The organism is Bradyrhizobium sp. LeoA1Lang, from assembly GCF_055413685.1.
Map to the genome: position 1 here is coordinate 32,965 of NZ_JBVAPG010000051.1, position 19,405 is coordinate 52,369.

Consider the following 19,405-nt stretch of genomic DNA (forward strand, 5'->3'; position numbering starts at 1 on the left):
ATATCTCCAGCGACTCTCCCGGTATCGTCGACCGGCGGCCGGGGCTTCGGCTGCGCAGTGCCGCTGACTGAGCGCAGCAATCAATCTCTTGAGAAACTGAACTCAGGCAGGATCATAGACCCGACGACCTTCCGCGCTTGGTTCGAGATCGAGGGCGCTACCGACAGATCTCTTGCGATCCTCGGACGGATTGCTTCCAAACGTGGATTTGTACGCCTTGCTGAGATGGGATCCGTCGACAAATCCGGTTTCCGCAGCGATGGCGGCCAGCGTCATCTCGGTCTTCATCATCCAGCGTGCATGCTTCAACCGCAAGCGCAAATAGGCGTTTTGAGGAGACTGACCCGTCTCGTCCTTGAACAGCCGCTCGAGTTGACGCGTGCTGAGGCGGACCTTGGCCGCCAGCCGGGCAATGGAAAGGGGAGACGACAGGTTCTGCTCCATGATCAACAGGGCGCGCGAGATCCGACTATCATTGCCGACGAACTCCGTAGGCGGAGCCGATTGAGCCGATGAGCCGGGTCGCATCCGGTCGATCTGCATGATGTGAAGCGCTTTCTGCGCGTTGGACAAGCCAAGGCGCAACTCGACGATATGCGCCGCAAGATAGGCTGCGCCGATCCCGCCCGAGCACGTGATGCGCCGCCCATCGACAACGAACAGTTGGTCGGCAATCGGCAACGTGTCGCCAAACTCCTCCAGGAAGTCGCGATAGTGATACCAACTGATACAGCACTTCTTCTGGCGCAGGAGGCCCAGGCGCCAGAGAATGAAGCTGCCGGTGCAGACACCGACGATCGCCGAGCTTGAGTCGGCCGCCGTCAAAAGATATTTGCCGGTGCGCTCGTCTATCTGTGGGCCGTCGTGAAGCAGGCCCCCGACCACAACGATGTAGTCGAGCTCGGACGGGTCGATGAATTTGGAGGTGGGCGTGACCAGCACCCCGCTGCTGGACCTGATTGGATCACCGCCCGCGGACATGATGTGCCATTGGCATCGGATTGGACGGCTGTTGTCCCCGTCGTCGGCCGCCAATCGCACGACGTCCAGGAAGTTCGAGAACGCCGTCAGCGTGAAGTTGTTCGACAATATAAAGCCGACGCGAAGCGGTCGTATCGTCCTCTCCATCCTTGCCTCCGTGCGTGTCCGCGCGAGGGCCGGGGCTTCGGCCTTGTCGTGGAACCGCATCTCCCCAATCTCGCGATCGGGGCGTCATATTGCGGGTATTACGAAAGCAAAAACAAGACCATTCGGGAGGCCGCGAACCCGGACTCTGCGCCAGCGACCAACCAAGCGGGGGGAGGCCGCAGCAGATCGATCGCTCAGGTCGGGCCGCTGTCGTCCTCCAGATCGAGGTAGGAAGGATCGCGGCCCGTAACGGCCAGGAACTTCTCGAGCGACTCCCGTGACAACGACGTCGTCCTCTGGTTGCTGAGGGGATGGCAATTGATCGTCGCCACGCCGGCCAATCGTTGGTCCAGTACGACCCTGACTTTTCGTTCCTTGTCGTTGACAACCGCCAGCACCGAGACGGCGCCGGGTTGGATGCCGAGCAACTCCAGCAGCGCATCGGCCGATCCGAACGATAGGCCTCCTTTCGCTCCGATCTTTCGAGCCAACTGCTTGAGATTGATGGCTGCGTCCTCGTCGGTCACGAAAAGAAGGTAGTTCTTCTTGCCGTCGCGCAGGAACATGTTCTTGGTATGCAAGCCGGGAATATCGCCGCGAAGGCTCTTCGACTCCTCGACGGTGTGCACCGGCGGGTGTTGGAAAGTGCGCGCCTCGATGCCGTTGCTCTCGAGATAGGCCAGAAGTTCGTCGCTTTGGTTCATGCTGCTGCCCATAGATCGCCTTCCTCTAGCCGCTGCTCATGCCAACCGCAACGGCAGCTTGATGTGTGAGGCATTGCCGCCACCACGAAGTACCTCGATCCGCAGTGGGCCCGTCGCGGGGATGCGCTGGAAATGGTCTGCATCGGCGCCCGTGAGAGACAATCTGATCCTGCTCCCCGCCAGAAAGGTCCAGGCGACCGGAAGCAGCGAAAGGCGAAACAGATGCGGTTGACCCGGCACCAACTCTCGCGCCTGATCTCGCCTACAAGCGTGGAATATGCCAGGCGTCTGATAATTGCGCGGCATGGGACTTTCCGCCCGATGGAGCGCACGAAGGCACCCTTCGGTGACGTAGAGGGATTGCCCATCGTGGAGTATCTCGGAGAGATAGGCGTGGACGGCGAAGTCACGCGCCGGAGCCGAGATCCAGAGATTGACCAGGCAATGGCCGCTCAGTTCGGCGCTGTGAGGCAATTCGGAACTCGTGTAGTTCAGCATGGAGCGGTCGCGGCCATCCCAGTCCGTGTAGTACTGGCGACTGTCGATCGCCGCGATCCGCTCGTATCGCGTCTGTCTGCCTGTTCCCGCACCAAAGTCGATCTCGTGGGAGTCGGTCGCCGCTTTGCCTGCCGCATCCTCGAGCTTTCCGTCGAGCGCCAGAAATAGCGTTTTCGATGCGTCGAACGGCGGCCAGGTATCAGCGCCGCGCCACTTCTCGTCATGTACGGAGAAATAGTGCACCGGCTTCTCCGAGCGGAGGCCGGTCTCATGTCCGGCGAGGTGCTCGTCGAAGAACCTCAAGACCTCAGCGAGAATGTCGAATTCCGGGAGTTCGTCCGCGCGCCACCGTGAGCAATTGATGCGCGCGCCATGATCCCAAGGGCCGAGGAGAAGGTACTTGTTCTCGTTCGGCAAGGTGAGAAACCGGCTGATCGCTCCGTTCGCGTAGCCGGCGCCGTCCATCCAGCCGGAGACGGAATAGACTGCCACATCTCGCCTGATACCCTCGCAATAGCTCGCAGGGCTGATGGCATCGGACGAGTGCCCACCGAATTGGGAAAGGGGTTCGCTCCTGTATTCCATGGCGCGCATCAGCTCCGGCATGCGGAAGTTGCCGGAGTGTGCGTCGATCGCCGCTCTGCAATCGGAGCCATCCGGATCGTCATCGACCGGATGCGGTCCCCTGAAGGCGGGATTGGAGTAGTAGACAAATTCCCTGAGCAGATCGCGCTTATCCTGGTCGAGGCCGGCCTTCAGGCGATCGTAGACCTCGGCGAGATTGGTCAGAAGTATCCCGCCCGGGTAATAGTTATCCAGATAAGTGTCCCAAACGGAAAACAGCGGAGCGATCGCCTTGACAGCAGGATGCGATGTGGAAGCAAGGAAATCGCTCGCTGCTCCGAGATAGGATATGCCGGTCGCGCCGATCGCACCGTTCGCCCAGGATTGTTGGACGATCCATTGGGCCACCTCGTAGGCGTCGTCGCGCTCGCGGGGAGACCTGAAAATGTCGCGCGTACCAAAGCTCGCTCCCGTGCCTCTGATGTCGACGACGACAAGCGCATATCCTCGCGGGACGAAAGTATCGCGGTATTTGGCGACGTTCGGCGACGGCTCCACATTTTCGGCCGACGGATCGACCGCGAAACGGCGGTAGTACGGCGTTTGAATCAGGATTGTCGGCCAGCGCCCGCGCTTTTCCGTCCCGTCGGGAAGATACACATCGACGGCCAGCCTGCAGCCATCCTTCATTTTCATGTAGACCGATTTCGGCTGAGTTACCTTGTGGGTCGCGGGCCTGCCGCGGATGTACCGGCTCGGAGGTACCATCCAGGCATCTCCGCGCATGTCGTTGTCGGCCATCTGAAAATCCGCAAATCCGGGTTCTGCCGCCTCGCGACGAGCGGCTCGGCAAGGAGCCGATCATCATGGCTGCGCGTCCAGAGGCAAGATGCGAGGCCGTACGTGTCGCGTCGTTACGCGGACGATGTCGCAAGCTTCCAACCGCGAAGGGATGCGAAAGTGCACATTGGTTCACGGTTCGAACAAACGCGCCGCTCGGGTCATCCACGAGCCGACCACACAGTCAGGGGGAAATTCAAATGGGAGATATCACGGTCTATCGGGCGCGGAAGGTCATCACGATGGATCCGGGTCGTCCTTTCGCCCAATGCGTGGCGGTCAGGGATGGTCGCGTCCTGTCAACCGGTACGATCGAGACCATGCAGCCCTGGCTGAAACGGTATCCCTACAAGATCGACGACACCTTCGCGGACAAGGTCATCCTGCCGGGATTCATCGACCCCCACACGCACTTCGCGTTCTCGGCCGGCTATCTCGCGATGCACTACATCGGCCCGATCGACTCGCCGGGACCCCACGGCATCAACAAGGGACTGCCCACCCGCGCGGAAGTTGTCGCCAAGCTTCGCGAAGCCGCCAATGCCGACCCTGATCCGAATGCGGCGCTGATTGCCTGGGGATTGGACCCCGCATCGCAGGGCGGACATCTCCATCGCGATGAGCTCGATGCCATCTCCCTTAAGCGGCCGATGTGGGTGATCTCTTACGCTCCGCATTTTATTTACCTGAACAGCGCGGCGCTGGAACGGGCCAAGGTTCCAGACAACACGAACGTGCACGGCGTGATGCGGTATCCGGACGGCAGGTTGAACGGACAGTTCGTCGAACTGGAGGCCGGACGCCTCGCTCTGGGCGCAATGCGCGAAGCGATTGCAGAGCGCGGCGGCGTCGATGGCCTGAGGAGAATGGGTGACATCGCGCGGAAAGCCGGCGTCACCACGACCGCCGAAATGATCTTTGGCAAGGGAAACTTCGAGAACGAATGGGCGCTTCATTCGAAAGTGGTTCCGGACGAGAGCTTTCCGTTACGTATGGGTCTTGTTTCGCTCGAACTTGCGCTCCACTCCGATCACGGCAGCAAGGGCGCGGATTTTCTTCTCGACGCGATGAAAAGGAGCGGCGACAAGCTTTTCTTTCATGGCGTGAAGTTTCTGTCCGACGGGTCGTTTCCCGCGATGTCCCTGCGGCTGAACTTTCCCGGCTATCTCGACGGAAGCAACGGTCTGCGCAACGATGTCCCGTGGGACGAACTCCACGAGCGAATGCTTCCCTATTGGAAGGCGGGTATCCAGATCCACTGTCACGCAAACGGTGACGAAGCGGTGGACGCTTCGCTGAATGCGCTGGCCAGGCTTCAGAAAGTGCAGCCGCAATTTGATCATCGCTTCACGCTGGAGCACTACTGCATCAGCACGCCCGACCAGGCCCGCCGGCTCAAGACGCTCGGCGGTGTCGCCAGCGTGAACAATTATTTCGTGCACTATCGCAGCCAACTCCACGCCGAAGAGGGATTCGGGCCGGATCGTTCCGAAGCGGTGGCGAGACTAGGATCCCTTGAGCGCGAAGGCGTGATCTTCACGCTGCATTCCGACTATTCGCTGGTCCTGGTTCCGCTCCATCCGTTGACCGCCGCCTGGGTCGCGGTCAACCGCATCGCCCTGGACGGAAAAACGGTGTTGGCTCCGGGCGAGCGGATCGGTGTCGAGCGCGCGTTGCGTGCAATCACGATCGATGCGGCTTACGTGCTGGGCGCAGAACAGCGACTGGGGAGTCTGGAGCCGGGGAAATTCGCCGATTTTGCCATCCTCGAAGCTGATCCATTTGAGGTCGATCCCGTCGATCTCAAGGACATCAGGATCTGGGGCACGGTCCTCGGCGGCAAGCCGCAACCTGCATGACCGCCGGATCCCACGATCGAGCCGACGACATTATCGTGCCCGTCAGTCCGGCCGCCGGCAAAGAGACTCTGGCCATGTTGATGGGCATCTTTGAGGCCGCGAGGGTCGTCCCCCGCGCGGTTGCCACGGTATCGCTGCCGCTGACGATCGTCAGCGGCTTCCTGGGATCCGGAAAGACGACCCTGGTGAACCGTCTCCTTTCCGAGCCCGGCGGCAGGAGGATCGCCGTACTCGTCAATGATTTTGCGGCCGTAAACATCGACGAGGAACTGATCCGCTTTCAAAGCGAGGATACGATCGGCCTGACAAACGGTTGCGCGTGCTGTTCGATCAACGGCGATCTGGTCAACGCGATTCAGCGGCTGATCGAGCGAAAAGAACCTCCCGACGCCATCGTTCTCGAAGCGAGCGGGCTTGCGGATCCGCGCGGCATCGCGCAGGTGGCATTGGCCAATCCTGCGATACGGCTCGACGCCATCCTCACATTGGTGGATTGCGAAACATTCCCCGAGCGCATCAGGGATGAGAGAACCCGGCCGACGATGCTGGCGCAGTTGTCTGCGGCCGATATCATCGTAATGAGCAAATCCGACCTCATCGAGGATCGCCGGGACGCGATCAAGGGCCTGATCGAATTATCGGCTTCGGGCCGCACCATCCTCGAGGCGATGCACGGCAACATTCCTGCGGACATCGTGCTGGGCGTAAACGCCAGCCCCTCGTCCGCGTTCCGATGCTCTGCCGCTGACCATCACACCTCATTCGCATCAACGACGCGAAGCTGGTCGACACCGATACAAAGAGACGTGATCATGCGGGCGTTGCGCGAGCTTCCGCAGAATATCGTACGGGCAAAAGGTCTCTTCTGCTTCAAGGACGACGAACGTCGAAGATTCGTCTATCAGCGAGTCGGCAAGCGCGAGAGTCTCGAGGCGGCGCCGGAGCTGTCGTCGATTGCCCAGCATGGCTCAAGGCTTGTCCTCATCGGCTTTTCCGACCAGTGGGATGAAGCGGAGGTGTCCCGGCTCATACCATGACCGGGCTCCGGCTATGCACTTCGGCCTGGTGAGGTGCCCCGGTCGCTACCGTCTGGGCCGAAAGTCAGGCGCCTCTGGCGACGTCAGCCGTCGGGATGTCGCTTTCATCCAACAAGCACGGCGAGCGGATGCTGGCGAGATCGTATCGGCAGGCGATAATAAATCGCAGTCATTCTGGCACGGGCACCCATGAGACGATTCTCTGCAATTTCCTTGTTTCGCGAAGCTCTCGGGGGACACGAGAAGTGGCCACGGCAGTGGCGTTCGCCCGAGCCGAAACCTGCCTACGACGTCGTGATCGTCGGAGGCGGCGGGCATGGCTTGGCGACGGCGTTCTACCTGGCTGAACGATACGGACAAACTGACGTCGCAGTGGTGGAGAAGGGATGGATCGGCGGCGGCAACACCGGCCGCAACACGACGATCATCCGATCGAACTATCTCTTTGACGAGAGCGCCAGGTTCTACGAGCATGCCTTGAAGCTTTGGGAAGGGCTCTCGCAGCAACTGAACTACAATGTGATGTACTCCCCGCGGGGCGTGCTGATGCTCGCCCACAACATTCACGACGTCCAGAGCTTCAAGCGGCATGTCCATGCCAACAGGCTCAACGGCATCGACAATGAATGGCTGTCGCCACAGGAGTGCAAGGAGTTCTGTCCTCCGCTGAATGTCGGCGGTGCCATGCGCTATCCCATCCTTGGCGGTGCTTTGCAGCGGCGGGGCGGTACGGCCCGACACGATGCGGTCGCGTGGGGATACGCAAGGGCCGCGGACGCGCGTGGCGTCGACATTCTGGAAAACTGCGAGGTCCTCGGCATCCGCCGCGCGATATCGGGCCGGGTAGAAGGCGTCGAAACGTCAAGGGGCTTCATTCGGGCCGGCAAGGTCGGAGTCGTCGCGGCTGGCAATACCAGCGTCGTCATGAACATGGCCGGGGTAAGGTTGCCGCTGGAGAGTTTTCCGCTCCAGGCCCTGGTCTCGGAGCCCGTCAAGCCCGCTTTTCCCTGCGTGGTGATGTCAAACACCATCCACGCCTACATCTCGCAATCCGACAAGGGAGAGATGGTCATCGGTGCCGGCACGGATGCTTACACATCCTATTCACAGCGGGGCGCACTGCATATCGCCAGCCACACGCTCGATGCCATTTGCGAGCTTGTGCCGATGTTCAGAAGACTGCGGATGTTGCGCAACTGGGGTGGCATCGTCGACGTGACTCCCGATCGATCCCCGATCGTGGCGAAGACGCCGGTGCCCGGGCTCTATCTTAATTGCGGTTGGGGCACCGGAGGCTTCAAAGCGACGCCTGGCTCAGGTGACCTCTTCGCCTGGACGATCGCAAAGGACGATCCTCATCCGATCAACGCGCCCTTCACGATCGAGCGCTTTCGCGATGGCGTGATGATCGACGAAGCCGCTGCTGCGGCCGTGGCCCACTAGTCTTGGAAATTCAGTCACATGCTTCTCATCAAGTGCCCCTTCTGCGGCCCGCGGCCAGAACTCGAGTTCTCCTATGGAGGACAGGCGCATATCGCGCGCCCGAAGGATCCCGCGTCTCTCGATGACGAGGCGTGGGCGGAATACCTGTACATAAGAAGCAATTCGAAAGGACTGCACGCGGAACGCTGGAGGCATATTCACGGCTGCGCGCGTTTCTTCAACGTGCAGCGGAATACGGTCTCCGACGCGATTGTGTCGACCTACAAGATTGGCGAGGAGCCTCCCAAGCCGGTCGAACCGGGGCTGGAAGAGCGGTCCAGCAGGAGCGGAGCGGCGCTATGAGATACCGGCTTCCCGCGGGCGGCCGCATCGATCGCGACAAGCCTATGTCGTTCCACTTCGACGGAAAGAAATATTCCGGGTTCGCAGGCGACACGCTCGCTTCGGCACTTATCGCCAACGGCGTCCATCTCGTCGGCAGATCGTTCAAGTACCATCGTCCTCGCGGCATCATGTCCGCCGGCGCGGATGAGCCGAACGCGCTCGTGGGTGTGGGCAACGAGGAATCGCGCTATACGCCGAACCTTCGCGCAACGCAGGTCGAGCTCTACGACGGCCTCGTGGCCGAGAGCCAGAACCGTTGGCCATCCCTGTCGCTGGACTTCAGCGGCGCAAACGACCTGTTCTCGCGATTTCTCCCGGCGGGCTTCTACTACAAGACCTTCATGTGGCCGGCGTCGGCGTGGAAGAAGCTGTACGAGCCGATGATCCGGCGCGCCGCCGGGCTGGGGCGCGCCCCGGACGCGGCCGACGCCGACCGTTATACGCAAGTGTACGGGCATTGCGATGTCCTGGTCGTCGGGGCGGGGCCAGCCGGGCTTGCGGCCGCCCTGGCGGCGGCGCGATCGGGAGTGAGGGTCTTCGTCTGCGACGAGCAGGACCAGATGGGAGGCTCGCTGCTGTCGGAGCGGGAAGCAACCATCGACGGGCAGGCGGCCGCTGATTGGCTGGAGCAGACTATCCAGGAATTGAAGTCGCGAACGAACGTGGTCCTGTTGCCGCGGACCACCGCGTTCGGTTGGTATCCGCACAATTTCCTTGGGCTATGTGAGCGCGTCACGGACCATTTGGGACCGGCAATCACAAAGCAACCGCGGGAGCGGATGTGGCAGGTACGGGCTAGGGAAGTGGTTCTCGCGACGGGTGCGATCGAAAGGCCGATGGTATTTCCAGGCAATGATCGCCCCGGAATCATGATGGCTGAGGCGGCGCGAACCTATGCCAATCGCTATGGGGCGTTGCCCGGCACCAGGGCAGTCGTCTTCACCGCTTGTGACAGCGCTTATCGTGCGGCACTCGAGCTGAAGAGCGCCGGGATAGAGATCACCGCGATCGCGGACGTGAGATCAAATCCGAACGGGCGGTGGATCGAGCGGGCGCGAGCGGCCGGCATAGACGTGCGTCCCTCCACTGTAGTTGCCGGCACTTACGGCCGTCTGCACATCTCGCATGTCGATGTGGCCAGGATCTCGGGAGGAAGCGCAGGGCATCCCGAAACCTTCGCGTGCGACCTTCTGCTGATGTCGGCGGGCTTCACGCCGAGTGTGCACCTGTTCTCGCAGTCGCGCGGCAAGCTCGTCTACGACGAGGATCTGAAGGCATATCTGCCGGGTGAATCGGTCGAGCGCGAGCGTTCCGTGGGAGGTTGTCGAGGCGTGTTCGACCTCAGCACATCTCTCGCCGACGGGTTCGCGGGAGGACTCAGCGCGGCAAAAGCGGCGGGAGGGACTGTAGCGGCCGAGCACAAATTTTCGGTTTTCGCCCAATCGTTGGGGAGAGACGGTTTCGTTGGCGCGCCGCCGAGCGGCGGCGGATCGCGTCGAACACGGGCCTGGGTCGACTTCCAGAACGACGTCACCGCAAAAGACATTGAACTTGCGACGCGCGAAGGCTTTCGCTCCATCGAGCACGTCAAGCGCTACACGACGACGGGTATGGCGACCGACCAGGGCAAGACTTCCAACATGAACGCGTTGGGTATCGTCTCGCAGACTCTGGCGCTGCCCGTCTCCAAGGTCGGCCTGACGACCTTTCGTCCGCCATATACGCCGACAACCTTCGGCGCATTTGCCGGTCAGTCGAGAGGACAGCTGTTCGATCCGGTTCGGAAGACGTCGATCCACGAATGGGCACGCGAGAACGGCGCCGTCTTCGAGGACGTGAGCCTTTGGAAGCGGGCCCATTACTTCCCGCGGCCGGGCGAGGACATACACGCGGCGGTCAGACGCGAATGCAAGGCTACGCGGGAATCCGTCGGCATTTTCGATGCCAGCACGCTCGGCAAGATTGAGGTCGTCGGCAAGGACGCCGCCGAGTTCATGAACCGGATGTACACCAATGCGTGGACGAAGCTCGAGCCCGGACGTCTACGCTACGGAGTCATGCTGCGCGAGGACGGCTTCATCATGGACGACGGAGTGGTCGGGCGGATGTCGCCCGACCGATTCCACGTCACGACAACGACAGGTGGCGCAACCCGCGTACTCGCCCTCATGGAAGATTACCTGCAGACGGAGTGGTCGGATCTTGACGTCTGGTTGACGTCGACGACGGAGCAATGGGCGGTCATCGCCGTCCAGGGACCGAATGCCCGCAAGGTGCTCCAGCCGCTTGTCCAAGGCATCGACATCTCCCAACAGGCGATGCCGCACATGAGCGTGCAGGAGGGACGTATCTGGGGGGTGCCGACGCGACTTTTCAGGGTCTCCTTCACCGGCGAACTGGGTTTTGAGGTCAACGTCCCCATGGGATACGGGCGCGGTGTGTGGGAGGCGATCTGCGCCGCGGGACGTGAGTTCGGCATCACGCCCTACGGCACCGAAACGATGCATGTTCTCCGGGCCGAGAAGGGATACATCATCGTTGGCCAGGAGACCGACGGCACTGTGACCCCCGACGACGTGGGGCTGGCATGGGCGATCGGAAAAGCCAAGAAGGACTTCGTTGGCAAACGTTCGCTGGCGCGGCCCGCCATGAGCCGAAGCGATCGAAAACAGCTGGTCGGGCTGCTCACCGTGGATCCGAAGATCGTATTGGAGGTGGGGGCGCAGGTCGTCGCCGACCCATCCGAACCTGTCCCCATGACGATGATCGGTCACGTAACGTCATCGTATTGGAGCGCTGCGCTCGACCGTTCGATCGCTCTTGCCTTGGTGCAAGGAGGCCGGGCGCGGATCGGCTCACGCCTGAGCGTTCCGATGCCAAGCGGGCCCGTGACGGTCGAAGTGGTCCAGCCGATTTTCTACGATCCGGAGGGGAAGCGTCTCGATGGCTGAGGCAACGATCGTCAGGGTGAACTCGCTGGCGGCCGTCAGCCGCGACAGCGCAAATCCTCCGCGGGCTTGCCTAGCGGTGCTGCCTGACGCTGCGAAATTGGTGTTTCGCGGACGTCCCCCGTCGGTTGGCGCCGCCGCAGAGGCATTCGGCGTCGAGTTGCCCCAAACCGCCAATCGTTTCAGCGAGGCGGGGCCGCGCAAGGCCTATTGGTTGGGCCCGGACGAGTGGCTGCTGGAAGCGATCGGGCAGGATTCTTCGGAACTCTTCTCAGCGATGGCCGAAAGGCTCGCCTCCCATTCCTGCTCTCTCGTCGACGTCAGTCATCGATCCGACTCCATGGAAATAAGGGGACCGATGAGCGAGTACGTGCTCAACCACGGCTGCCCGCTCGATCTTTCGGAACGAGCGTTCCCGATCGGGATGTGCACGCGCACCATTCTCGGCAAGTCGCCGATTATACTTTCCCGAACGGAGCGTGAAGTGTTTCACCTGGATGTTTGGCGTTCGTTCTCGCCTTACGTCTGGTTGCTTCTGGATGACGCCCGCCGGGAATTCCTCGACGATGAGTCTGCCAGGTCGCCCACGTGATTTCATGATCGGAACGTTCGAGCTCTTCAAGATCGGTATCGGCCCATCGTCGTCCCATACGGTCGGCCCCATGAAGGCGGCGGCCCGCTTTGCCGAGAGCGTAGAGCTTGCTGGTCTGCTGCCACGCGTGGCGCGGGTGCGGGTCGACCTGTTCGGATCGCTCGCCTGGACCGGTAAAGGGCACAGCACGGACAAAGCCGTCATTCTCGGCCTTGCCGGCGAGCTTCCTGATGCGGTCGATCCCGATGATGCCGACAGGATCGCCGCGTCGGCCCGGCAGGGAAGGGTCCTCCATTTCGCGGGCAAGTATCGGATCGCCTTCGACCCCGAGGCGGACATCGTGTTCGACAGCATCACCCCTGCGCTCCATCATCCCAACACGCTGGCGCTTACGGTCTTCGATTCGGCCGGGGAGCGGCTTCTTGAACAGCGATGGTGCTCGGTCGGCGGCGGCTTCGTCGTCGAGGAAGCCGAGGTGGGAAAACCATCACCTATCTCGTCGACGCCGGTGCCCTATCCCTTCCGCTCGGGCCGCGACCTCCTCACGATGGGAGCTTCGTCCGGCCTCTCCATTGCCGAGATGGTTCTGGGCAACGAAACCTCGCGGCTGCCGCGCGAGGAGGTCGAGAGCAATCTCGATCGCATCGTCGCGGTCATGATGGCTTGCATAGACCGCGGCATGGTGACGGAGGGAGAGCTCCCCGGCGGTCTCGAGGTGCGGAGGCGGGCGCCCGCACTGCACCGGAGGCTCCTCGTGGCATCCGGAGCGAACAATCGCGCGCAGCATGCCGTGATGGATTGGGTTAGCCTGTATGCGATCGCCGTCAACGAGGAGAACGCCGCCGGAAGCCGCGTCGTCACGGCGCCGACCAACGGCGCGGCCGGCATCATTCCGGCCACGTTGCGTTACTTCCGCGATCATTGTCACGACGCCGATGCGGAAGGGCTGCGCCGCTTTCTCCTCACCGCTTCCGCGATCGGAGCCCTGTTCAAGACGAACGCATCCATCTCCGGTGCGGAGGTCGGATGTCAAGGGGAAGTCGGCGTCGCCTGCTCGATGGCGGCCGCGGGATTGGCAGCCGTTCTCGGCGGCACCAACGAGCAGATCGAGAATGCTGCCGAAATCGGCATGGAGCACCATCTCGGCATGACCTGCGATCCGATCGGCGGTCTGGTGCAGATCCCCTGCATCGAGCGAAACGCGTTCGGGGCCATCAAGGCCATCAGCGCTGCCTCGCTGGCGCTCCAGGGCGACGGGACACACGTGGTGTCGCTCGACAAGGTCATCGCGACGATGCGCGAGACTGGCCGGGATATGCAATCCAAATACAAGGAGACCTCGCTCGGAGGGCTCGCGGTGAATCTGGCGGAATGCTGAAGGAAACACACATGGGACAGGTTGCGTCGAACAAGTTCTTCACCACCGACATCTCGATCCTGGATCCCGAGATAGCCTCGGCTATAGCGGACGAGCTAAGGCGACAGCAGGAAGAGATAGAGCTGATCGCTTCCGAGAACATCGTGTCGCGCGCGGTTCTGCAGGCGCAAGGCTCGGTTCTGACGAACAAGTACGCGGAAGGCTATCCGGGACGACGCTACTACGGCGGATGCGCGCATGTCGACGTGGCGGAGGAGGTCGCGAGGGAGCGCGCGAAGAAACTCTTTGGCTGCGCCTTCGCGAACGTGCAACCGAATTCGGGCAGTCAGGCCAACCAGGGCGCCTTCATGGCTCTCATGAAGCCGGGCGATACTTTCATGGGACTGGACCTGGCCGCAGGGGGCCATCTTACCCACGGCGCGAAGCCGAACATGTCAGGCAAATGGTTCAATGCGGTGAGCTACGGCGTGCGTCCGGATGATCACCGGATCGACATGGACGCGCTGGAGCGCCTCGCATGGGAGCATAAGCCGAAGGTCATTGTCGCAGGCGGGTCGGCTTACTCACGATTCTGGGACTTCGCGGAATTCCGTCGCATCGCGGACTTGGTCGGCGCATATCTCATGGTCGACATGGCGCATTTCGCCGGCTTGGTCGCCGGTGGCGTGCATCCGTCACCCATCCCTCATGCGCATGTCGTGACGTCGACGACCCACAAGACGCTGCGCGGTCCTCGCGGCGGTCTGATCCTGTGCAACGACGCGGAGTTGGCAAAGAAGATCGACTCGTCGATCTTTCCGGGGCTTCAAGGCGGGCCGCTGATGCATGTGATCGCCGCCAAGGCGGTTGCGTTCGGCGAAGCACTGACGCCGGAGTTCCGCCGATACGCAAACGAAGTCGTCAGCAACGCCAAAACGTTGGCGAGCACCCTGATGGAACGGGGATATTCCGTTGTTTCTGATGGGACCGACAATCATCTGTTGCTGGTCGATCTGCGTTCCAAGAACCTCAACGGCAAGACGGCTGAAGCCGCGCTCGGGCGCGCTAACATGACCTGCAACAAAAACGGGATACCTTTCGACCCCGAGAAGCCGACCGTTACCTCGGGAATTCGGCTGGGAACTGCGGCAACGACATCACGGGGGTTCGGTGAAAGAGAATTTCAGACGGTGGGCAATCTGATCGCGGACGTATTGGACGCCGTGTCGCTCGCGAATACCGGCGCGGCGCCGGCCGTCGAGCAGCGCGTGAGAGGGCAGGTCGCCGAGCTCACGAAGGCGTTCCCCATCTATCCGCTTGCTTGAAGTGACGCGTTGTCCGGCACCTTCGCGATCGGTGGATTCCGACGGAATTTTCGTCCGCGGATTGCTGGTCAACTCGCCCGTTGATCTCATCGACCGGACGACGATGCGATCCCTGGAGGTTGATTTGGACTTGTCGATCGATCTAAGCAAGGCCGCTTCGAGTGACAACCTGGCGGATACCGCGAACTACTCGGATCTCGTCCGCGAGATTTCGCGCGCCTTCGCGTCGTCCGATCACGCCTCCCTCGCTGAGGCAGCGGCATCCGCTGCGGAGGCGGTCCTTGCGGCCGCCGCCAATGCCGATGGAGTGAAGCTGACCGTGCGCGATCCTCGTGTGACGTTTGGGACGGCCGTTGGCAGGATCGGTGTGTCGGTGGAGCGGAGCAGGCGCGGAACCGTCGAAGTTGCGCCACATGATGATGCAGCCAACATGCGTCTTTCCGCGAAGCGAGGATGGGCCTGAAGCAACGAGAGGCGAAAATGTCGAGCAATTTGGCACTGGGAAATTTCCGGCTCAGCTACGGCCCCGATGCCGGCGAGGGCGCGTTCACGACGAGGCCGGAAATCGTCGGCGCGTTCGGGGTGGTCGCTTCGACTCATTGGCTGGGAACCGCCGCAGGCATGCGCATCCTCGAAAAGGGAGGCAATGCCTTCGACGCCGCCGTGGCCATCGGCTTCGCGCTCCAAGTCGTCGAGCCGCATCTCAACGGCTTCGGCGGTGAGGTCCCGATCATCTTCCATGACGCGAAATCGGGACGGGCGCGCGTGCTGTGCGGGCAAGGAGTCGCGCCGGCGGGCGCCACGATTGAGGCGTTCGCCGGGCTGGGTCTCGACATCATTCCTGGAAGCGGGTTTCTTCCCGCGTGCGTTCCCGGCTCGTTCGGCGCCTGGATGAGGCTGCTCCAGGACTACGGGACAATGGGCGTGGGCGACGTTCTGGAATCCGCCATCACCTACGCTCGCGACGGTTACGTGATGCTTCCCAGGATCGCCGCGGCGATTCAAACGGTCGCTCCCCTTTTCCGGGAGGAATGGCCGACATCGGCGAGCGTCTATCTGAAAGATGGCCTGCCGGCGCCAGGCTCTCTATTTGCGAATCCGGACCTTGCATCGACGTATGAGAGAATCGTCCGGGTCGCCGAGGAAACGCGCGGGACGAGAGAACAGAAGATAGAAGCCGCCCGCAAGGCGTTCTACCAGGGGTTTGTCGCCGACGCGATCGAGCGGTTCGTCCGGACGCCCGTGATGGATACGTCGGGATCGCGGCATGCCGGACTCATCTCCGGACAGGATCTCTCGCTCTGGCAAGAGACGTACGAGGATCCGCTTTCCCTGAGCTATGGCGACTTTCAGGTGCTCAAGCCGGGACCGTGGACGCAGGGACCGGTGTTCCTCCAGCAGCTCGCCCTGCTCAAGGGATTCGATCTGTCCTCGATGGATCCCCTCGGCGCCGACTTCATTCACACCGTCACCGAGTGCTCCAAGCTCGCGTTCGCCGATCGCGAGAAGTATTACGGCGACCCGAATTTTGTCGATGTGCCGATGGCAAGGCTTCTGAATGAGGACTACGCGAGCGCGCGACGAGAGTTGGTGGGCAGGGCTGCCTCACTGGACTTCCGGCCGGGCTCGATCGAGGGCTTCGATCATGCCGTGCCCTATACCGTTGGCGACGCCGAGGACGGGAGCGCGGCGCTGGGCGCCGGTGAGCCGACGGTCGCCCGCTCCACGGCCGTTAGCGGAGAGCCCGCGATCAGCCGCCGCGGGGCCGTGCGTGGCGATACGGTCCATCTCGACGTGATCGATCGGCACGGCAATATCGTTTCGGCAACGCCGAGCGGAGGCTGGCTGCAAAGTTCGCCGGTGATCCCTGGACTCGGATTCGCGCTCGGGACGCGAGCGCAGATGTTCTGGCTCAAGCCGGGGCTTCCATCGTCGCTTGCTCCCGGCAAGCGGCCCAGGACAACACTTTCCGTTTCGCTGGTGTACAGGGACGCGGAGCCATACGCGAGTTTCGGTACTCCGGGCGGCGATCAACAGGACCAGTGGAGCTCGGTCTTCTTTCTGCGCCACGTGCATCACAATCTCAATCTGCAGCGCGCGATCGACGCACCGATGTTTCACAACGACCACATGCCGAGCTCGTTTTTTCCGCGCCGCGCCAAACCCGGTTCATTGGCCATGGAAAGTCGTTTTTCAATGGACGTGCAGAAGGAGCTTGCGGACAGGGGCCATCGCATCGAAATCGTCGACGGATGGTCGCTCGGAAGGCTTTCGGCGGTTTCCAAAAGAGCGAGGGTTCTGCGCGCGGCGGCGAACCCTCGCTATATGCAGGGTTACGCCTTTGGTCGTTAAGTAATACCGCGCGATCATCAGCCGATGGATGGGTGGCCTTGCTCGGCCAGCTCAATGAAGGCGCGGACCGTCTTGGACCTGTTCGTTCTTTTCCAGACCAGAAGCGTTTCCAGACAGAACCGTTGATCGTCGATCGGACGCAGATCGATGTTCTGACCGGCGAACCCGATCAGGCTCTTCGGATAGATCGTAACGCCGAGGCCGGCCGCGACCAGTCCGAGCAGCGCCATCGGATTCGACGCTTCCAGGCTGACGTTCATGCTCAGGCCTTCCGCCGAGAAGATGTCGCTCAGGCGCCAGCGATACGCCTCCCACTCGCCCATATCTCCGAGAATAAGATCCTGCCCGGCGAGATCGGCTGGACGTATCGTTGGTGCACGGGTCAACGCGTGATCCCGCGGCGCAACGAGATAAAGCGGCTCCACGCAGGCCACCAGGCTCTGGAAATCGGGATGGTCGAACGGCCCGATCATGTAGCCTACGTCGATCTCGTCATGTGCGAGCGCCAGCTTCTGACCCTGGGTACGCATGTAGCGCAGGTTCAGCGCGACATGCGGGTAGAGTCGTCTGTACCGAGAGACTGCCGAAGGCATCAGCGTCGTTGCCGCGAAAGACATGTAAGCCAATCTCAGCTCTCCGGTCTTGCCCTGCGCAACGAGACGAGCCGCGCCGACCGCCCGTTCGTAACCCCGCAACAGCTCGACATTTGTTTCGTAAAACGAGCGGCCCGCTGGCGTGAGCGAAACTTCTCGGGTGGTACGCTCGAACAGCTTGAATCCGAGCTGCTGTTCCAATCGCTGAATACGACGGGTCAGAGCCGACTGATCAATATTGAGGCGTTGGGCGCCGCGTCGGAAGCTGAGTTCCTCGGCAACCACCACAAAGGACTGCGTGAGTTCGATACCTTCGTCTCCGCACATTCGGCGCCTTCCCTACGGGCGAGTGAAGGATATCGATTGATGCAGGCCGTGCAACAACAATTGGTGAACGGTCACTTCCGCTCGCGCCGCCTTTCGTCATGATGGCCTCGATGGAGCCGTCGGTCAGGGCGGCCGGACAATGAGGAGATTGACCGTGCAGGACATCGACAATCGTGAGCTCAATCGCATGTTGCAGCAGGCCTTCGATGCTTCGACGAAGATCTATCAGGAGCGCGGTTTCCAGCGTCGCATCGGATTCGGAACACGTCCGGCGCTGGTGAGCGTCGACCTCGCCAACGCCTGGACGCGCCCGGGCAATCCCTTCACTTGCGATCAGGAAGCGATGGACAACGAGATCATCCCGGGCATGCAGCGGCTCCTGAAGGGCTGCCGTGCGAACGGCCATCCGGTGATCCACGTGACCACGGCCTACGAGATCACCGACCGGAATGCACCGTTTACCGACATGGGCTTGTGGCACTGCAAAATACCGATCGAAGTCGTCAATCTCAACGATCGGGCGCTCTGGGCCATCGACGCGCGCATCGCTCCGGTCGAGGGGGAATATACGTTGCTGAAGAAACGGGCGAGCGCGTTTCATGGCACGGGCCTTGGGGGAATTCTGCGCGCTGCCGGCGTCGACACCATCCTGGTAACCGGCGTGACCGCGACGGCATGCGTCCGTACGACGATCTGCGATGGCTTGGCGGACGGTTTTCGCACCATTGCCGTTCGTGAGTGCATCGGCGACCGCGTACCCGGTGCGGTCGCCTGGAACCTCTACGACATCGACGCCAAGTTCGCTGACGTGCACAGCGTCGATGAATGCGTTGATTATTTAAACAGCATGGGATCGACACGCGTAGCGGCCGAGTAGCGCTCTCGTGGCGACGGCGAGATGGACAGAGTCTCGCCGTCGCCCGATCGTGAGCGGTTCGGCAGTTACAGCGACTTGAACATCACAAGCGCATCGACATAGTCGCCAGAGGGCCGACGGAAGGCGAGTGGCAGGCGACCGACGTCCCGGAAGCCAAGAGAATGCCAGAGGCTGACGGCGCGCTCATTGCTGCTGACAACGAAATTGAATTGCATCGCGGAAAATCCCTGGCTCTTCGCCTGCAACAGGGAGTGTTCGCACATCCGCCGAGCGATGCCTTTTCCCTGCGCGCTCGGGTGCGTCATGTAGCCGCAATTGGCGACATGCGATCCGCCTCCGGCCTGATTGGCGCGAAGGTAGTAGGTGCCCAGCGCGATTCCGTCTTGCACTGCAATAAAGGTTTGACGATCTGTCCCCATCCAATAGCTAAGAGCGTCCGCCTCCGACATGTGAGCTATGGCGGAATCTGGGTGATGACGGCCTGAGAAGGGCGGCGTATCGAGGCGGGTAACCAGCCAGCCAGAACCTCACATGGGATGGTTCGTGTCAAGGCCATCAATCGCAATGCATCAGCAGT

15 protein-coding genes and 1 pseudogene are annotated in these 19,405 nt (G+C 61.8%); 11 read left to right on the top strand and 5 right to left on the bottom strand.

The annotated features are described in order from the left end of the window. Positions 1–102: 102 nt before the first annotated feature. From ACZYOF_RS18905 to ACZYOF_RS18915, 3 genes are all read right to left on the bottom strand, one after another. Positions 103–1,041, bottom strand: coding sequence for a GlxA family transcriptional regulator (locus ACZYOF_RS18905; protein WP_463716713.1), 939 nt, complete (start codon positions 1,039–1,041; stop codon positions 103–105). Positions 1,042–1,322: 281 nt separating this feature from the next. After that, positions 1,323–1,844: a prolyl-tRNA synthetase associated domain-containing protein gene (locus ACZYOF_RS18910; RefSeq protein ID WP_463716703.1), complete on the bottom strand. Its 522-nt coding sequence runs from the start codon at positions 1,842–1,844 to the stop codon at positions 1,323–1,325. A 24-nt stretch (positions 1,845–1,868) separates the two neighbouring features. After that, complete coding sequence (locus ACZYOF_RS18915; RefSeq protein ID WP_463716704.1) at positions 1,869–3,695, bottom strand: CocE/NonD family hydrolase; 1,827 nt, start codon at positions 3,693–3,695, stop codon at positions 1,869–1,871. A gap of 359 nt (positions 3,696–4,054) precedes the next feature. Between ACZYOF_RS18915 and ACZYOF_RS18920 the strand changes: the two genes are divergently transcribed. The 10 genes from ACZYOF_RS18920 to ACZYOF_RS18965 all read left to right on the top strand — a co-directional run bounded on the left by ACZYOF_RS18920 (position 4,055) and on the right by ACZYOF_RS18965 (position 17,031). After that, positions 4,055–5,593 (top strand): amidohydrolase, encoded by a 1,539-nt coding sequence (locus tag ACZYOF_RS18920; RefSeq protein WP_463716714.1) that lies wholly within the window; start codon positions 4,055–4,057, stop codon positions 5,591–5,593. Beyond that, complete coding sequence (locus tag ACZYOF_RS18925; RefSeq protein ID WP_463716705.1) at positions 5,590–6,630, top strand: CobW family GTP-binding protein; 1,041 nt, start codon at positions 5,590–5,592, stop codon at positions 6,628–6,630. The genes ACZYOF_RS18920 and ACZYOF_RS18925 overlap by 4 nt, the downstream gene beginning before the upstream one ends. 189 nt (positions 6,631–6,819) lie before the next feature. After that, the gene (locus ACZYOF_RS18930; RefSeq protein WP_463716706.1) at positions 6,820–8,073 is read left to right on the top strand and encodes a sarcosine oxidase subunit beta family protein; all 1,254 of its coding nucleotides are present in this window, start codon (positions 6,820–6,822) and stop codon (positions 8,071–8,073) included. 18 nt (positions 8,074–8,091) lie between these two features. Further along, positions 8,092–8,415, top strand: a complete 324-nt coding sequence (locus ACZYOF_RS18935) for a sarcosine oxidase subunit delta (protein WP_130580089.1) — start codon at positions 8,092–8,094, stop codon at positions 8,413–8,415. After that, the gene (locus ACZYOF_RS18940) at positions 8,412–11,408 is read left to right on the top strand and encodes a sarcosine oxidase subunit alpha (protein WP_463716715.1); all 2,997 of its coding nucleotides are present in this window, start codon (positions 8,412–8,414) and stop codon (positions 11,406–11,408) included. The genes ACZYOF_RS18935 and ACZYOF_RS18940 overlap by 4 nt, the downstream gene beginning before the upstream one ends. 16 nt (positions 11,409–11,424) lie before the next feature. Next, entirely contained in the window at positions 11,425–11,997 is a 573-nt protein-coding gene (locus ACZYOF_RS18945; RefSeq protein WP_463716707.1) for a sarcosine oxidase subunit gamma, read from the top strand. A gap of 4 nt (positions 11,998–12,001) precedes the next feature. Then, positions 12,002–13,375, top strand: a complete 1,374-nt coding sequence (locus ACZYOF_RS18950; protein WP_463716708.1) for an L-serine ammonia-lyase — start codon at positions 12,002–12,004, stop codon at positions 13,373–13,375. A gap of 11 nt (positions 13,376–13,386) precedes the next feature. Then, positions 13,387–14,679 carry a serine hydroxymethyltransferase gene (gene glyA, locus ACZYOF_RS18955; protein ID WP_463716709.1) on the top strand — a complete coding sequence of 431 codons (1,293 nt, stop codon included), beginning with the start codon at positions 13,387–13,389 and terminating at the stop codon, positions 14,677–14,679. A 31-nt stretch (positions 14,680–14,710) separates the two neighbouring features. Beyond that, complete coding sequence (locus ACZYOF_RS18960; RefSeq protein WP_463716710.1) at positions 14,711–15,142, top strand: dihydroneopterin aldolase; 432 nt, start codon at positions 14,711–14,713, stop codon at positions 15,140–15,142. Further along, on the top strand, positions 15,133–17,031 hold the full coding sequence (locus ACZYOF_RS18965; protein ID WP_463716711.1) for a gamma-glutamyltransferase family protein: 1,899 nt from the start codon (positions 15,133–15,135) through the stop codon (positions 17,029–17,031). Before ACZYOF_RS18960 ends, ACZYOF_RS18965 begins: the two co-directional genes overlap by 10 nt. A 17-nt stretch (positions 17,032–17,048) precedes the next feature. Here ACZYOF_RS18965 and ACZYOF_RS18970 read toward each other — a convergent pair whose 3' ends face one another. Next, positions 17,049–17,951, bottom strand: a complete 903-nt coding sequence (locus ACZYOF_RS18970) for a LysR family transcriptional regulator (RefSeq protein ID WP_130578644.1) — start codon at positions 17,949–17,951, stop codon at positions 17,049–17,051. Positions 17,952–18,105: 154 nt separating this feature from the next. On the opposite strand from ACZYOF_RS18970, the gene ACZYOF_RS18975 reads away from it, so the two are divergent. Next, complete coding sequence (locus ACZYOF_RS18975; protein ID WP_463716712.1) at positions 18,106–18,828, top strand: isochorismatase family protein; 723 nt, start codon at positions 18,106–18,108, stop codon at positions 18,826–18,828. Between the two features lie 65 nt (positions 18,829–18,893). Here ACZYOF_RS18975 and ACZYOF_RS18980 read toward each other — a convergent pair. Next, positions 18,894–19,277, bottom strand: a pseudogene (locus ACZYOF_RS18980) (N-acetyltransferase family protein); the annotation flags it as partial. Between the last annotated feature and the right edge of the window lie 128 nt (positions 19,278–19,405).

Bases quoted from the DNA above. Each gene is read 5' to 3' on its own strand.
- ACZYOF_RS18910 (WP_463716703.1), bottom strand. From the start codon at position 1,844: ATGGGCAGCAGCATGAACCAAAGCGACGAACTTCTGGCCTATCTCGAG.
- ACZYOF_RS18915 (WP_463716704.1), bottom strand. From the start codon at position 3,695: ATGGCCGACAACGACATGCGCGGAGATGCCTGGATGGTACCTCCGAGC.
- ACZYOF_RS18920 (WP_463716714.1), top strand. From the start codon at position 4,055: ATGCAGCCCTGGCTGAAACGGTATCCCTACAAGATCGACGACACCTTC.
- ACZYOF_RS18925 (WP_463716705.1), top strand. From the start codon at position 5,590: ATGACCGCCGGATCCCACGATCGAGCCGACGACATTATCGTGCCCGTC.
- ACZYOF_RS18930 (WP_463716706.1), top strand. From the start codon at position 6,820: ATGAGACGATTCTCTGCAATTTCCTTGTTTCGCGAAGCTCTCGGGGGA.
- ACZYOF_RS18935 (WP_130580089.1), top strand. From the start codon at position 8,092: ATGCTTCTCATCAAGTGCCCCTTCTGCGGCCCGCGGCCAGAACTCGAG.
- ACZYOF_RS18940 (WP_463716715.1), top strand. From the start codon at position 8,412: ATGAGATACCGGCTTCCCGCGGGCGGCCGCATCGATCGCGACAAGCCT.
- ACZYOF_RS18950 (WP_463716708.1), top strand. From the start codon at position 12,002: ATGATCGGAACGTTCGAGCTCTTCAAGATCGGTATCGGCCCATCGTCG.
- glyA (WP_463716709.1), top strand. From the start codon at position 13,387: ATGGGACAGGTTGCGTCGAACAAGTTCTTCACCACCGACATCTCGATC.
- ACZYOF_RS18965 (WP_463716711.1), top strand. From the start codon at position 15,133: ATGGGCCTGAAGCAACGAGAGGCGAAAATGTCGAGCAATTTGGCACTG.
- ACZYOF_RS18970 (WP_130578644.1), bottom strand. From the start codon at position 17,951: ATGTGCGGAGACGAAGGTATCGAACTCACGCAGTCCTTTGTGGTGGTT.